Origin of the sequence: Nonomuraea glycinis (genome assembly GCF_014646515.1) — a bacterium.
In the GTDB taxonomy this organism is placed as follows: domain Bacteria; phylum Actinomycetota; class Actinomycetes; order Streptosporangiales; family Streptosporangiaceae; genus Nonomuraea; species Nonomuraea glycinis.
In genome coordinates this window covers 100507-115206 of the sequence record NZ_BMNK01000021.1, presented here as the reverse complement: position 1 = coordinate 115206, position 14700 = coordinate 100507, and the positions used below count along the sequence as shown (strand labels likewise).

Here is a 14700-nt window from a genome sequence, read left to right as displayed (position 1 = left end):
CATCGCCATCGGGCCTCACTCTTGTGTACGGCAAGAAGTCGTGTTTGAGTACTCATATGCGAGCACCGCGCCTTTTCATTCTCGGCGCCCTGGCCGACGGCGGCCCCATGCACGGGCACAAGATCCGAGCCGCAGCGCAAGTCGACCGGGTCGAGTTGTGGGCGGACATCAAGCCCGGATCGCTGTACGGCGCGCTGCGCCGGATGGCGGACGAAGGCGTCGTCGAGGTGGTCCGCACCGAGCAGGAAGGCAATCTCCCTGCTCGGACGGTGTACGGAATCACCGACAAGGGCCGGGCCGAACTGGTCTCAGTGATCAGATCCGTCCTGGCCGACACGAAACTCCGGCCGGATCCGATCCAGCTGGTGCTCCTGCACGGCGACGAGATCGGCCCCGATGAGCTGCGCACAGCGGCCCAGCAGCGGCGCGACTCCTACGCCGCGCAGCTCGACTTCTGGCGCAACCTACGCGCCGAGGCCGAGCCCTACCTGACCAGGTTGGAGGCCATCGCCTTCGACCACACCCTGATGCGGCTCGAGACGGAGGTCAGCTGGCACGACCGCCTGCTGGCGGTGCTCGCGGACACAGCTGAGCAGACCTGATGGCACGGGCTCGCGGGCTGCGCGCCCCTCACCGGAAAGCGGGAACTCCCATGTCCCCTCGGCGTTTGGACGTCGCCGTGATCGGCGGCGGGATCGGCGGGCTCTGCCTCGCGCAGGGTCTGCGGCGAGCCGGCGTGCGCGTCACCGTGTACGAACGGGACCGCACGGCCGACTCGCGGCTCCAGGGCTTCCGGCTGAACATCGAGCCGACCGGGAGCACCGCCCTGCACGCCTGCCTGCCACCCGTCCTGTGGGAGCTGCTGGTGGCCACCGCGGGCGACCCAGGGCGCGGGATCGGCTTCCGCGACGAGCGGATGCGGCCCCTCGTCCTCATCGGGCAGGGCGGCCCGGCTCGTGACCCGCTGGATCCCGCGACCAGCGAGCACGCGGTCAGCCGCGTCACGCTGCGCAAACTGCTGCTGGCCGGTCTGGAGGATGTCGTCCGCTTCGACCATGAGTTCACCGGCTTCGCCCGGGCGGACGACGGGACGGTCACGGCGAAGTTCGCCAACGGCACCACCGCGACCGCCGACGTGCTCGTCGCGGCCGACGGCGCGGGCTCCCGGGTGTGGTCGCAGCTCCATCCGGAGGCCGGCCGCACCGAACTGCCGGCGACGGCCGTCGCCGGCAAGCTGTTCCTCACCGAGGAGAACCGGCGATGGCTGCCGGACCTGCTCGCCGGCCGCAACGTCTTCTGGCCGCGCAGGGACTTCCTGTTCACCGCGATCTTCCGCAGGCGCGAGCACCCCGCGTCGATCACCGCCAGGCTCGGCGACCGGGTGCGCGCGCTCGGGCTCGACCCGGAGCACCTGCTGGCGGACTCGCATGACGACGACTACGTCCTGTGGGCGTTCATCACACACCGCGATTCCCTCCCGGCGAGCTTCACGTCGAAGGCGCAGGACGACCCGGCCGCGCTGCGGGAGTTGCTGGCCGAGCGGACGGCCGGGTGGCATCCCGACCTGCGCCGCCTCCTGTCCGCCTCTACCCCGGACACCCTCTACCGGACCGGGTTCAGCGCCGCCGAACCGATCGTCCGGGGCGAGCCCGGCAACGTCACCGGGCTCGGAGACGCCGTCCACCACATGCCACCGGTCGGCGGGCTCGGCGGCAACGCGGCGCTGCGCGACGCGCACCGGCTCTGCGCCGCGCTCACCGCGGCCGACCGCGGCGAGGAGCCGCTGTCGCGGGCGTTGGGCGCCTACGAGGCGGACATGCTGCGCCACGGGTTCGAGACGGTCCGCGAGGTCGTGCGCAACACCGAAGCCGCGATCACCACAAGCGCGCTGAAGCGGTCAACGACTCGAAGGTTCTTCCGGGTCTGCGGGGCCATCCCGCCTCTCGGCCGCGCGGTGTTCGGGAAGCGCTGAGGTGGTCGACGTCCACCGGCGCGGGTCGGCCTGGTCCGCCAGTTCCAGGACATCCTGGTGGTGAATTCGACGCTGGTCACCCAGGCGCAGAACGCCGAGATGGCCCGGATGACGGAGGTCAGCCGAGGCGGTGGAGATCATGGTCGGTGACGATGCCTCTAGTGACCACCGTGAAGGCGGACGGGCAGCCGGGTGACGCCGCGCTGGAAGTCGGATCGCCGGCCGACTTCCTCAGCCGGTACCGCCAGTTCCAGGTGGGGAAACCGAGTCATCAGCGCGGTGAACACGACCTGTCCCTGCAGACGGGCCAGCGGCGCGCCGAGGCAGTAGTGGAGGCCATGCCCGAAACCCAAATGCGGGTTCTGCGCACGGTCCAGCCGCAGCTCGCCCGCGTCCTGGAAGCGGGCTCCGTCACGGTTGGCCTCTGCCAGGCTGACCATCACCCGTGAGCCGGCCGGAATGGACCGGCCGCCGAGCTCGATCGCCTCAGTGGTCCTGCGCTGCGTCGCGGTGGCGACCGGCGACTCGTACCGGATGAACTCCTCGATGGCGGTCGGCAGCAGCTCGGGTTCGTCGCGTAGCCGGATCCATCGGTCGCGGTCGTCGAGCAGGACGAACACGCCGTTGCCGATCAGGTTGACAGTGGTCTCATGGCCGGCGATCAACAGCATGAACACCATCGACGTCAGCTCGTCCTCGGACAGTCGATCGTCCTCCTCACGCGCCGCAAGCAGACCGCTCAGCAGGTCATCGCCGGGATGTGCGGTCCGGTCGGCCAGCAGGGCCCGTATGCGCTTCAACACTCTCGCCAACGCGTGGGGCATCTCGTGCTGCCGGGCCGGGCCGGCAGCCACGATCGCGGACCAGTCGCGGAACTCGATGCGATCCTCGACCGGCACGCCAAGGAGCTCGCAGATGACCTGCAGCGGCAGCGGGTAGGCGAACGTCTTGATCAGATCGACCGTCTCGTGGGCGGCGATCGCATCGAGCATCTCGGCGGTCATCTGCTCGATGCGCGGGCGCAGAGCCTCGACGCGGCGGGCGGTGAACGTGGCCGAGATCAGCCGGCGTAGGCGCGTGTGGTCTGGAGGGTCGAGGAACATCATCATGCGCAACATCGAGCCGGCGAGCTCCGGCTCAAGGCCGAGTTCCTCCGCCTTGAGCACCTTGGACAGACGCCGGTCCGACAGCGCCTGCTGAGCAGCCTCGTAGCCGGTGACCAGCCAGGCCGAGGTGCCGTTGGGTAACGTGATCATCTGGACATCAGAGGTCACTGCACATCTCCTCACATCGCGCCCACAGATCGTTCCGCGGTGAATGCGCGTTCACAACGATATTGCGGTGTTCGCGGTCTTGGGTGCCCGGCAAGCCGGTCGGCCAGCGGCGCGGGGGCCTTCCCCGAGGTGTGGAGACCCTCTACCAGCCTGGGTCCAGTGCCGCCGACCGCAGCGAGGAGCAGTCGCCGCGGGCGTTGAGCGCCTACGGGGCGGACATGCTGCGCGACGGTCCGCATAAGCATTGGCTCAAAGGCAGGGGAACGAATTACTGTAAATACTACTTCTCCGGGAAATGTCCGAGATCCATCCCGACTATCCTGCGCCGGCAGTCTGGATGAACTGCGATGAGTACCCCTTCGCCACGACCAAGCAAGGAGCGGCCTCCGCGAACGGCTCCTTCTGGGTGGCGGTCGTAGACTAGTCGCTTTTCACGGTGACCATGATGAAGGGAGGGTGCTCATGCCTCCTCCCTTCATCGCTCAGACAGTGCCCGAAGCGTACTGGTCAGGGTCGAACCCGTCAGGATCCAAAAGGTACAGGAAATTCCTGCTCGTAGTCTTGAGCACAGCGGGATCATGAAAGGGCTCAGGCCATATCTGTAGGTGGTGAACCAGTGCTCCTGCGTGATCGTCCAGGCCTGTGACATGGAACCTGATGCGATATGGTCCGGGACCGGCCGGTAGTGGGGTGAGATCGTGGGTCCTGGGCTCATCCCAGTCCCACTCGAGCAGAACGATCCGGCCCGACAGGGACTCGAAACTGATCTCCACAGCGTCTTCATGGCTTTCGAGGTCGGCGCCCGGATCCCGATCGGCCACGACCACCGTGATGGGCACTTCCCCCATGTCGATGCCCATGTTCAGGGTGGCAAGGCCAGGTGTCACGCGGATGACGCCCACTGAAGAGGTGGGCGAGTCTTCGGAATCGCCTGACACATCTCCATCCAGTAGTTCGTCCGCAAGGTAGACCTGCCCATGCCACACCTTGACCATTAATCGGCTGGTATCGACGGCGAATGGCTCTTCTCTGTCCATGTGAGCAAGTATAAAAAGCGACTTGACGGCGGAGCGCCTGGTTCTCATGATGCTGAGGTTGAAGGGCTGCAGTTACCTCTTCGAGGCGTGATGATTGCCCCGGACCGGTCATAACGGAAGCTGACTGTCGCAGGAGCTCGGGGACGGCCGCGACCAGCGAGCATGCGGTCAGCCGCGTCACGCTGCGCAAACTGCTGCTGGCCGGTGGCGATATGGTGTGCCACCATGCCTGATCTCTTCTGGATGGACGCCGGCACCGCCTACTTCGCCGCCCGCCTGGACGGGGCCGACCTCTACGCGGACTCCTCCCTGCCCGGCTGGACGCGCCGGCACGTGGTGGCGCACGTCGCGGCCAATGCCCGCGGCCTCGGCCGGCTCGCGCACTGGGCCGCGACCGGCGAGGAGACTCCCATGTACGCCTCCGCGCAGGCGCGCAACGCTGAGATCGAGGAGCTGGCCACGCTTCCGCCCGAGGGGCTGGTGGCGCTGTTCGAGCAGACCGCCGCCGACTTTCGCGCGGCCCTGCTCAGCCTGCCGGAGCCACGGTGGGAGGTGCTGGTACGGACTGCGCAGGGCGCGGCGGTGCCCGCCTCGGAGATCGTTTGGATGCGCTGTCGTGAGGTGTGGATTCACGGCGTGGACCTGGGGACGGGCGGTGGGTTCGCGGACTTCCCGCCGGACCTGTTGGACGCGCTGCTCGCGGACGTGGCCAAGCTGTGGGAACGGCGCGGCGAGGAGCTCGCGCCCGTGCTGATCGCGACCGACACCAAGGCGACTTTCCGCGCCGGTGACGCGCAGGGCCACGAGGTGCACGGGACCGCCGCCGAGTTGGCGGCCTGGGTCACTGGGCGCGGCCCCGCACCGCATGCGGGGGCGCCGGCGATCGGCGGCTGGCTCTAAAAGGCCGGCCCGGTCACGTCTTTCCGGAGTCGCACGCGCCGGCACCGAAGGCGCGCATATCCAGGTCGTACGCCTCGCCCTTCGGGTGTCGCGAGTGGCGTCGGCCGGGCGTTAAGAGCGCATCATGGATTCTGGTAAGTGTCCGTTAAGGCGGCAATGAGTATCGACCGGTTCTCTGTGTGTGGCTAAGCCATAACCCCATACGGGGTATAGACCAGAAGATCCTGTTCCATAGCCATTTCGCTGGGTTCGCAGCATTCAGCTTCACCGCGTCCCAGCTCGCGGTTACGATGCGATCGGCCCGGCGTCCCCGAGATCAGCGAGACCAGGCGATGATGGCGACGCAGGAACAGATCGACGCCGCGAGGCGGCACATCGAGCAGCTGCGCGATCACCACGCGAACGACGTGGTCGCGCTTGTCCGTCTGGTCGAAGCGGGCGCGATCAAGGGGCAGGCCGGAGACAGGCTCGCCGCCGATCTGCGGGCGTGGGATCGGGGCTTCAAGGACCTGTTCACCCGGGCTCTGTCGCTGCTGGACTCGCTCCAGCCGTCCGACCCGGCCAAGGGAGCTCCCACACGATGAGTCCCCAGCTCGGCATCAACCCCACGCTGATGACGCAGCTGATCAATGGCATGAGGCGGGTCAGCGGCACCATCCCAGACGTCGGCCGGCAGGTGGAGCGGGCCCTGACCTCGCTGGACATCCAGCTGTGGGGCCCGACCGCGCTGCATGGCATCGGCCGCCAGATGAGCGACCAGATCCCCGCGCTCCAGGGCCGCCTCGACCTGATCCTCGCCGAACCGGACCATGAACTGGGCAAGGGCGGCATGCTGTGGGCCAGCGAATCCGACTGGCTGTCGAAGTCTCCCGCCGAAGGCGCGGCAGCCGCCAAGAAGCTGGCCGCGAGGCTCCGGGACAAAGTCGGGAGCCATTCGCTGGACGCCGAGACGGTGGCCGAGATCGAGCGGCACAAGAACGACCCGTTCTTCGCCCTGGCCTTCGCCAAGGAGGTCCCGCCGCGCGAGCTCAAAGCTCTGCTCGCCAGGACGTACGGCTCCGACCTGCCGCCATCGCAGCGCCCACTCCAGCACGACGTCGCGCTTCAGGAACGGCTCGGCACGATGCTCAGCACCCTGCTCGGTACGGCCTCCCGGGGCGTGGGCCGGATGCAACTGGCCGACGACTATCCCGATCGGCTGGTCGAGGACATCGAAAACCCGCAGGACGCGTTCGCGGTGAAGAAGCTGCTCCAGGACGGCGAGTTCGACCACAAGTTCCTGCTCACCGTGGCCCAGAAGCTCTACGACCAGGACGTGGCTCACCCGCCCGACCTCAGCCTCCCGCGAGACCCCTGGACGATGCCCGGCCCCAAGGACATCACGCCGGGCGACCTCAGCCCCATGGGTACGGCCCTCGTCGCGCTGGCCCACCATCCCGCCGTCGCCCAGGACTTCTTCACCGACCCGCAACGCCGGCCGCTGGCCTACCTGATGCGGAAGCACCCCTGGCAAGGCGACGCCGACGCGGATCTCGGCCGGGCGATCGAGGTGGCCAGCACCGAATTCCGCGACCACGACCTGCCGCCGGGTGAATCGCGCGGCTACAAGTCGGCGCTGATCGCCTCATGGGCGGTCCACTTCTGGAGCGACCCCAAGGCCCAGGCGAACCTTCCGCAAACCCGCGCCCACCTCGGCAAGGTCCTCGCGCAGTACACCGGCGACGTGCACCGCGATACGCGATCGTTCACGGAGAAAACGCCGGGTGTAGTGACAGGTCCCGACGCGGACAAGAATTTGAGCGGCGAGGAACCGTATGGCGCCAAGTTCAACGCGAAGGATTTGCAGAAGGTTATGACTTGGGCCTTCGAGAGCGATGATGCGTTCAAAACCGTGGCCGTCGCGCACGCGCAGTATGCCACCAAGATGCTCGACGAATTGGCCGACAAGATCGCACTCGAGGTCAAGACTGAATTCGAGGCGTGGCGGAATTCGCATCCAGAGGCCACCGAACAGCAACTTAACGCTATGCGGCAGGAAATACTTGAGGAACGCATGAGCCGCAGCGAAGGTGCCGAGTTTGCCACAGCCACGCGAAGTCTCAGCATGACGACTTGGGTGATCACCGATGCCGCCAACATCGCCGACATCACAGAGGCGAAGCAGAACGATGCACGCTTCGCCATGTTCAAGGAAATAACCGAGAAAGTAGTCGGTCTGGCACCAGGTCCGCAAGGTAAGTTCGTCGGGCTCTTGGTCGACTCCGCGAAGGGGAAAATCTTCGGCGAGATAAAGTCAAGCCATGAGCAACATGCACGTGCGGACGCGGACACAGCAATAGGAGCGGCTAAGCACATGTTCACCGACCTTACGGCGGCGGCGATGATGCGCCACGGCCTTTTCGGAGACGGAACCGTGCCGGTTGAGACGCACCCGCATCACCACAAGGACTTCGCCCCCGGCTCGGAAGGCTACTTCCTGGCCGATGGGAAAATCATTCCCTGGGCCGAGATGAATGCTGAGCAGCGCGAGGACTATGAAGAGTGGCTAGGGCTCAACACTACGGGCCCCGTCTTCAGCAGGCCGGATGAATCCATTGCGATCGGTTTCAAGGAAGCCGAAACCAGTTATACGGGACGGGGTTCATGAGGATTCAACCGTCGATGGCCTCCGCCCTTACCATCTTTGCCTTGGTGACGGCGTGCTCGTCTCCTCCCACTCCGCCGCCGGATACCCGGCCGCTGGGTAACGCGACCGCCGCCCCACAGGAATGCGACTTGATCTCGGCAAACGCCATCAAGCTCGCAACTGGCTTCGACGACTACAGGGCTGTCGCCACGAAAGGAGATAAGGGACTTTTTGTATCATGCTCGGTGGTCGAGGATTTGAGTCCAGAGGGCAAGCTAGGACTCGTGGTCGAAATCTTCGACCCGTCCCCGCATGACTCGGTAGACCTGGAGAACACCAAAGTTGCCACCGAAGGGACTGACCTACCCGCCGAACTGGGGCCAGGCTTCGTAGCTCGGCGGATGAACGGTGAGGATCAGACCATCGCCTTCGTCTACGGCTGGACGCCCGACTACGAGCGCCTTCTCACCATCAACATCGTGGAAGGCGCACCCGGCCGGGACTCCGCGGCGGACGCGACCGAGTTCTTCCGCCAGCTTAAGCCCCTCTTGCTGGACAAGCCCAGGTGATCGACAGAGCCGATGTTCAATTCAAGCCGCAGGATCGCAGAGTCTCGTCCAGTTGACGAACGTAGGTGGTGTCAGCCCACGGTTGCAGCCGGGTTCTGGCCTGGCTGATCTCGTTGGAGAGCCGCGCCGAGCTGTGCCGCCTGGCGATGTTGGCGGCCTCGGTGAGCTTGGTAGCCGCCTCGGGGATCTCCTTGGCCAGGGCCAGTGCGCTGGAGTACCGAGCGAGAACCAACCCATGGCGCCTCTTGTACTTCGGGTCGACTTCAGCGAGAAAGCGCTCAGCCGCCGCTATGACGGGTCCGGGGCGATTCTGCGAGGCCAGCAGGATGCTCTCCACCACCAGGGGCGAGATCCAGGACAGGAACGCCGGTTCGTTGACCTTCGATGCTCCGGCCGATGCGAGCGCGTTGTCATACGCGCGGGCGCTCGCCGCTACGTCGCCTTGAAGGGCATAGGCGCGGGCGAACAGCATCTCGTACAGCGAGGTCAGCAGCTTGCTCGGAGACCGGCTGGCCCAGCTTTGCAGGGCGAAGGCATGGTCCAGAACCGCGGCGGTCCGATTTTGTTCGGCGGCTAGCCTGCCCAGCCAGTAGTGCACGTAGGCGACGAGCTTGGGGTCACCGAGGTCGAGTGCCGCGTGCAACGCCTCGCGCAACGGCTGCTCAGCCGCTGCATAGTCGAGCAGGTCGTAGGTGAGGACACCGGTCAGCTCCGACATCTGCGCATACGTATCGAGGAGCCGGTCACGCAGGTTCGGTGGCATCGACTCCCGGGCGAGAAGTCGCGCGATCGCCGCCCTTTGCCCGTTGGCGGCTGGTAGCAGGGTGGCGGAACCGGCCAGGTTGTCCGCCTCGCGCGCGTGCAACGAAAGCTTCTCGAAGGTCTGAACGGTGGCTTCGTCCATCCGCCAGGTATTGCGCAGCACTCCGGTCAGACGTTCTTCTTCATCAGGGGTGAGGATGCGCAGCAGGCCGAGCGCTTGGCTGCCGCCGAACACCAGGGCCAGTTCGAAGAGCAGTTCGCGTCGTTTCACGTCGGTCTCCTCGACGTCGATGGCGCGCAGCAGTTGCACGCACGCCGATGCGTCCCATGCTGTCTTGCCCGAGGAGGTGGGTCCTGCATCGGTCTGCGGGGTGACACGATTGTCGCGATCCGGCCGGGTGAGCTGGTTGGCGTCGAGATGGCGGAAGTCCGTGTCGCCGATCAGAGCGCGATCGGTGGCGTCGTAGGAGGCCATGACCTCAGCGGACAGCAGGCTCCGGGATGCGGTCTGATAGATCTCGGCCAGGGTGGCGATCAGCCGGGCGGGTGGGCGGCGGCCTGCTTGTGGCCAGGCTTCATGTTCGTACAGTCGTGATTCGCGCAGTGTGGCGGTGCCGGCTGGGTCGGCGTCGCTGACCATGGCGATCACGTCGGTCGCCGTGCGGCCGTGGGCGAGCCGGTAGAGCCGCAACGGGCTCACCTCGTGTGTGAGCGCGAGCACCTCAGCGATCTGGTCCCAGGTGAAGCCCTTCTCCCGGAGGCGCTTACTCCAGGAGCGGGCCTGCAGCAGCATCCGGTAGCTGTCGCCGGACATCCCCACCACCTCCACATCGACGTGTACGCACAGTAAAACAGAAGTCACGGACAGAAATCATCGGAGGGCGGCCATCCGGGCCTCGGCGGGACGGCGATCCTGGTCGGGATGGGATTCGCGCAGGTCAGCAGTGATGCGAAGGTGGTTACCCGGATGGGCGGGGTGGGAATTCGCGCGGCGCGCCAGACAGGCCAACGTAGAGGCGAGAAGTCGAACCCCTACATGTCCACGGAGAGCCACCAGTGCACAACATCACCGACCGGGCGGACGTACCCCTGCTCATCCCCCGGCAGCGGGACCAGGACCCGAGCGCCGACCCGTCCGGCCCGCTCCTCCGCGAGCACATCGACGCGATGATCGACCTGCACCCCGGCGGCCTGACCTGGAGGCGGGTCTATCCCGGCTTCCTGCACCAGGTCCCCCACGCCCGCCACTTCACCCGCTACCTCCTGGCCGACGCCCGGTGTCGCGACGACGCCGAGCAGATCGTCGCTGAGCTCGCGGCCAACGCCGTCCACCACACCGCAAGCGGCCGTGCGCACGGGACCTTCATCGTGGAGATCGTCCGTACGACCGCCACGGTCACCCTCGCGGTCTACGACTGCGGCTGGGGCGGCGTTCCCCGCTTCGACGGCCCATCCCCGACCGGCGCGGAGCACGGCAGGGGGTTGGCCATCGTCGCCGCGCTCGCCGACCAGGCCGGGTACGAGGGCGACGACGTGATCGGCCACAGAGTATGGGCGAAGATCCACACCCCTCGTAGGACCGGACTTTGAACCGATCAGGTGCCCGTGGGGGCCTGACCGTCGGGAGCCCGGCTCGCGTACTGGCTGGCGGGGCGTGGCAGGCCGTAGTGCGAGCGCAGGGTCGAGCCGTCGTACTCCTTCCTGAACAGGCCACGGCGCCGCAGGATGGGCACCACCTCGTCGGCGAACACGTCGAAGCCGCCGTTCAGGTACGGCGGCATCACGTTGAAGCCGTCGGCCGCCCCGCCCTCGAACCACTCCTGCATGCGGTCGGCGATCTGCTCCGGCGTCCCGGCGGTCACCCAGTGCCCACGGGCTCCGGCCAGGTGGTGCAGGAGTTGCCTGATCGTCGGCTGCTCCCGGTCGATGATGTCCACCACCACCTGGAACCGGCTGCCGTACCCGCGCTGTTCGTGCGTGGGCAGCTCCTCCCGGGGGACCGGACCGTCCAGGTCGTACCCGGTCAGGTCGATGCCGAGCAGGTGGCGGAGTTGGTGGAGGGAGTACTCCGGCTGGGTCAGCTCGTTGAACTCCTCGCGCAGCGCCAGCGCCTCCGCCTCGGTCGAGCCGATGAACGGGCTGATCCCCGGCAGCACCTTGACCAGCCCGGGATCGCGGCCCGCCGCCTTGACCCGGGATTTCACGTCGGCGTAGAAGTCGCGGGCGTTGGCGAGCGTCTGGTGCGCCGTGAAGATCGCTTCCGCGTGGCGGGCGGCGAAGCCCTTGCCGTCCTCCGACGAGCCCGCCTGTACGTACACCGGCCGGCCCTGCGGGATGCGCGGCGTGTTCAGCGGGCCCCGGACGCGCAGCCGTTCCCCAGAATGGTCGATCGGATGAATTTTCGTGTCATCGGCGAAAATGCCGGCTTCCTGGTCGATGACCAGCGCGTCATCCTCCCAGCTGTCCCAGAGCGCCGTCACCACCTCCACGAACTCGTCGGCCCTGGCGTACCGCGAGCCGTGCGCCGGATGCTCGTCGAGCCCGAAGTTCTGGGCCGCCTGCGGCGCGCCGGTGGTGACGATGTTCCAGCCGGCCCGGCCCCGGCTGAGGTGGTCGAGCGAGGCGAACAGCCTGGCCAGGTTGTACGGCTCCAGGTAGGTGGTGGAGGCGGTGGCGATCAGCCCGATGTGGCTGGTGGCGGCGGCGATGGCGGACAGCCAGGTGAACGGCTCCAGCCGGAAGCGGCTGGCGTACCGGACGTTGTCCGGCAGGGAAGGCCCGTCGGCGAAGAAGACCGCGTCGAACGTCGCCGCCTCGGCCCGCCGGGCGAGCTCCTGGTAGTAGGTGATGTCGAGCACCCGGTGCGGCTCGGCGCCGCGGAAGCGCCAGGCCGCCTCGTGATGACCGGCCGGGTAGACGAAAAGGTTGAGATTGAGCTGGGTCACGCGCCTTCTCCTGTCACGCCGAGGGCCAGCAGCAGATCGGTACGGATGTCGGTGCTGCCCGGTCCGAGCCGCCGCTCGGCGGCGATCCGGCCGGAGTCCAGCACCAGGACGCGGTCGGCCAGGGCGATCGCCTCGTCCACGTCGTGGGTGACCAGCAGCACGGCGGGGCGGTGCCGCTCGACCAGGCGGCGCAGCAGCCCGTGCATCTTGATCCTGGTCAGCGCGTCGAGCGCGCCGAAGGGCTCGTCGGCGAGCAGCAGGCGCGGCTCGCGGACGAGGGATCGCGCCAGCGCCACCCGCTGCTGCTCGCCCCCGGACAGCTCGCTGGGCCAGGCCCGTTCCCGCCCGCCGAGGCCGACCTCCGCCAGACTCTCCCGGCCCCGCCGCTCGCCCCCGTCCAGGCCGAGGACGACGTTGTCGAGCACCCGCTGCCAGGGCAGCAGCCGGGCGTCCTGGAAGACGACCGACACCTGCGCGGGCACCTCCACCAGCCCGTCCCCGGCCACGTCGTCGTCCAGCCCGGCCAGGGCGCGCAGCAGGGTGCTCTTGCCGGACCCGCTCCGGCCGAGCAGCGCCACGAACTCGCCCGGCGCGATCTCCAGATCCAGGTGGTCCAGGATGAGCCGCTCGCCGTAGCGGCGGGTCAGTCCTTGTACGCGGGTCAGCCGGCCAACGTCCGTCGCCATGACAGCGCCCTCCTCTCCACGAGCCGGACCGCGGCGTCGGAGAAGAGGCCGAGCAGGCCGTACAGGACGATGCCGACCAGGATCACGTCGGTCTGCCCGTACGTCCGCGCCAGGTCCATCATGTAGCCGATGCCGGTGGTGGAGTTGATGAGCTCGGCCACGACCAGATACAGCCAGGCGGTCATGACGGCGAACCGCATGCCGAGCAGGAATCCCGGCTGCGCGCCGGGCAGGATCACCTTGCGGACGAACGTGCCACGCCGCAGGTCCACGGTCTCGGCCAGCTCGACGTAGCGGCTGTCGATGCCGCGCAGCCCGTTGTGCGTGTGAATGTAGATCGGCACCAGCACGCCAAGCGTGATGACGGTCACCTTCATCACCTCGCCGATGCCCAGCCACAGGATCAGCAGCGGCATCATCGCGAGCGCCGGGATGGCCCGCTTGATCTGGATCGGCCCGTCGATCACCGCCTCGCCCCAGCGGCTCAGCCCGGACACCAGCGCGAGCAGCGTGCCGAGCGGGACGCCGATGGCCAGCCCCAGCCCGACGCGCTGGACCGAGGCCAGCAGGTGCTCCTGCAGCCGGCCGCTCGCCACCAGCTCGCCCGCGGTGGTGACCACGGTCCACGGGGGCGACAGGAACCGGGGATCCAGCAGCCCCGAGGCCGAGCCCCCGGCCCAGAACGCGAGCAGCAGGGCCGGGCCCACCAGGAAACCGAACCTGATCGGGCGGCGTGGCCGCAGGCGACGGCGGCGGCTCCGCACCCGTGCGGGCGCCACGGGGCGGGCGGTGACGAGCGTCATGACGTACCCTCCTTGATCGCGTCCGCGGCCACCGCCTGGTAGCGCAGGTCGTACAGGTCCCCGGCCTTGAGCGCCTCGTTGCCGGTCTCCTTGGCCAGGATGTCGATGGTCTCCTGGTGCCTGGCGATGACCGGCGCCCAGTCGGCGGGGATTTCGGGCTCGCCCGCCAGGTCGACCAGGTACTGGCCGTCCTCGGCGCTCAGGCCCTGGTCCTTCACGTAGTAGCCCTCGATCCACTCCTTCGGATGGTCGTAGACCCACTGGGAGGCTCGTGCCCAGGCGGCGACGAATTCGCGGATCGCCGCGGCCTTGGCGGGGTCCTGGAGCGTGACGGTCCGTACGTACAGGTGGGCCGGGTCGTCACGCAGGCCGTGGCGGACGGTCGTGGCGCCGTCCCGGCCGAACTTGGTGACGTACCGCTTGATGTTGACGCCCCCGATCGGCGCCACGTCCACCTGCTTGGACGCCAGCGCGTTGGGGTAGACGTCGGCCGTGCTCGGCAGCTCCACCAGGGTGACGTCGTCCTTGGTGAGCCCGGCCCGGGTGAGCACTCGGAGCACCAGCGCGCCCTGCGCCTGGCCGGGGCTGTAGGCGATCTTCTTGCCCCGCAGGTCGGCGAGGGTCTTGACGGCCACCCCCGGTGCGATGCCCAGCTCGTACGTGGGATGGTCGAGCGGGTCCTTGCGGAACTTGGCCGCGACGATCTTCACGGGCAGGCCGGTCCAGGTCGCGTGGATCGGCGGGATGTCGGCGACCGCGCCGACATCCAGCGCGTCGGCCCTGAACGCCTCGCTGGTCAGCGGGCCGCCGCTGATGTTGGCCCACTCGATGTCGAACGAGAACGTGTCGATCTCACCGGAGAGTTCGAGCGCCACCTTCGTCGGCGGATCTCCGATGATCAGTTTGGTGCCCTTCGGGACGGAGGCGGGCAGCGCCGCGTTCGCCGCGAGCACCGGCTCGCCCGCGTCCCGCCCGTCACCCCCGGCGCACGCGGTCAGACAGGCGAACAGGAGTACGGCGAGCGCTGGCCGTAACAGCGAAACAGGCATGGCATGACCCTTCGACGAGCGACGAGATCAACCCCGCACTCACGATAGGCATGCCGATGAGGCTAAAGCAATATTTC

Annotated in this window: 14 protein-coding genes; 7 read left to right on the top strand and 7 right to left on the bottom strand. The window is 67.7% G+C overall.

The annotated features are described in order from the left end of the window. Window positions 1–56: 56 nt before the first annotated feature. Window positions 57–602, top strand: coding sequence for a PadR family transcriptional regulator (locus IEY87_RS39835; protein WP_189144053.1), 546 nt, complete (start codon window positions 57–59; stop codon window positions 600–602). Window positions 603–667: 65 nt separating this feature from the next. Then, window positions 668–1972 carry an FAD-dependent oxidoreductase gene (locus IEY87_RS39830; protein WP_189144052.1) on the top strand — a complete coding sequence of 435 codons (1305 nt, stop codon included), beginning with the start codon at window positions 668–670 and terminating at the stop codon, window positions 1970–1972. A gap of 158 nt (window positions 1973–2130) precedes the next feature. On the opposite strand, the gene IEY87_RS39825 is transcribed toward IEY87_RS39830, so the two are convergent. Further along, window positions 2131–3228, bottom strand: a complete 1098-nt coding sequence (locus IEY87_RS39825) for a cytochrome P450 family protein (protein WP_194511364.1) — start codon at window positions 3226–3228, stop codon at window positions 2131–2133. Window positions 3229–3728: 500 nt separating this feature from the next. Further along, window positions 3729–4283, bottom strand: a complete 555-nt coding sequence (locus IEY87_RS39820; protein ID WP_189144050.1) for a hypothetical protein — start codon at window positions 4281–4283, stop codon at window positions 3729–3731. Between the two features lie 225 nt (window positions 4284–4508). Between IEY87_RS39820 and IEY87_RS39815 the strand changes: the two genes are divergently transcribed. From IEY87_RS39815 to IEY87_RS39800, 4 genes are all read left to right on the top strand, one after another. Next, entirely contained in the window at window positions 4509–5183 is a 675-nt protein-coding gene (locus IEY87_RS39815; protein WP_189144049.1) for a maleylpyruvate isomerase family mycothiol-dependent enzyme, read from the top strand. A 332-nt stretch (window positions 5184–5515) separates the two neighbouring features. Beyond that, window positions 5516–5767, top strand: coding sequence for a hypothetical protein (locus IEY87_RS39810; protein WP_189144048.1), 252 nt, complete (start codon window positions 5516–5518; stop codon window positions 5765–5767). Continuing rightward, window positions 5764–7830, top strand: coding sequence for a hypothetical protein (locus IEY87_RS39805; protein WP_189144047.1), 2067 nt, complete (start codon window positions 5764–5766; stop codon window positions 7828–7830). Before IEY87_RS39810 ends, IEY87_RS39805 begins: the two co-directional genes overlap by 4 nt. 14 nt (window positions 7831–7844) lie before the next feature. Then, entirely contained in the window at window positions 7845–8378 is a 534-nt protein-coding gene (locus IEY87_RS39800) for a hypothetical protein (protein WP_189144046.1), read from the top strand. Window positions 8379–8394: 16 nt separating this feature from the next. On the opposite strand, the gene IEY87_RS39795 is transcribed toward IEY87_RS39800, so the two are convergent. Then, window positions 8395–9954 (bottom strand): NsdA family TPR-like regulatory protein, encoded by a 1560-nt coding sequence (locus IEY87_RS39795; protein WP_189144045.1) that lies wholly within the window; start codon window positions 9952–9954, stop codon window positions 8395–8397. 242 nt (window positions 9955–10196) lie between these two features. On the opposite strand from IEY87_RS39795, the gene IEY87_RS39790 reads away from it, so the two are divergent. Then, window positions 10197–10730 carry an ATP-binding protein gene (locus IEY87_RS39790; protein WP_189144044.1) on the top strand — a complete coding sequence of 178 codons (534 nt, stop codon included), beginning with the start codon at window positions 10197–10199 and terminating at the stop codon, window positions 10728–10730. Window positions 10731–10735: 5 nt separating this feature from the next. Here the strand turns inward: IEY87_RS39790 and IEY87_RS39785 are convergent, their stop codons facing one another. From IEY87_RS39785 to IEY87_RS39770, 4 genes are read right to left on the bottom strand one after another with little or no spacing between them, the layout of a single operon-like run. Next, the gene (locus tag IEY87_RS39785) at window positions 10736–12085 is read right to left on the bottom strand and encodes an LLM class flavin-dependent oxidoreductase (RefSeq protein WP_189144043.1); all 1350 of its coding nucleotides are present in this window, start codon (window positions 12083–12085) and stop codon (window positions 10736–10738) included. After that, entirely contained in the window at window positions 12082–12771 is a 690-nt protein-coding gene (locus tag IEY87_RS39780) for an ABC transporter ATP-binding protein (protein WP_189144042.1), read from the bottom strand. Before IEY87_RS39780 ends, IEY87_RS39785 begins: the two co-directional genes overlap by 4 nt. Next, window positions 12747–13574, bottom strand: a complete 828-nt coding sequence (locus tag IEY87_RS39775; RefSeq protein ID WP_189144041.1) for an ABC transporter permease — start codon at window positions 13572–13574, stop codon at window positions 12747–12749. The genes IEY87_RS39780 and IEY87_RS39775 overlap by 25 nt, the downstream gene beginning before the upstream one ends. Then, on the bottom strand, window positions 13571–14623 hold the full coding sequence (locus IEY87_RS39770) for an ABC transporter substrate-binding protein (protein ID WP_189144040.1): 1053 nt from the start codon (window positions 14621–14623) through the stop codon (window positions 13571–13573). Before IEY87_RS39770 ends, IEY87_RS39775 begins: the two co-directional genes overlap by 4 nt. Window positions 14624–14700: the final 77 nt, after the last annotated feature.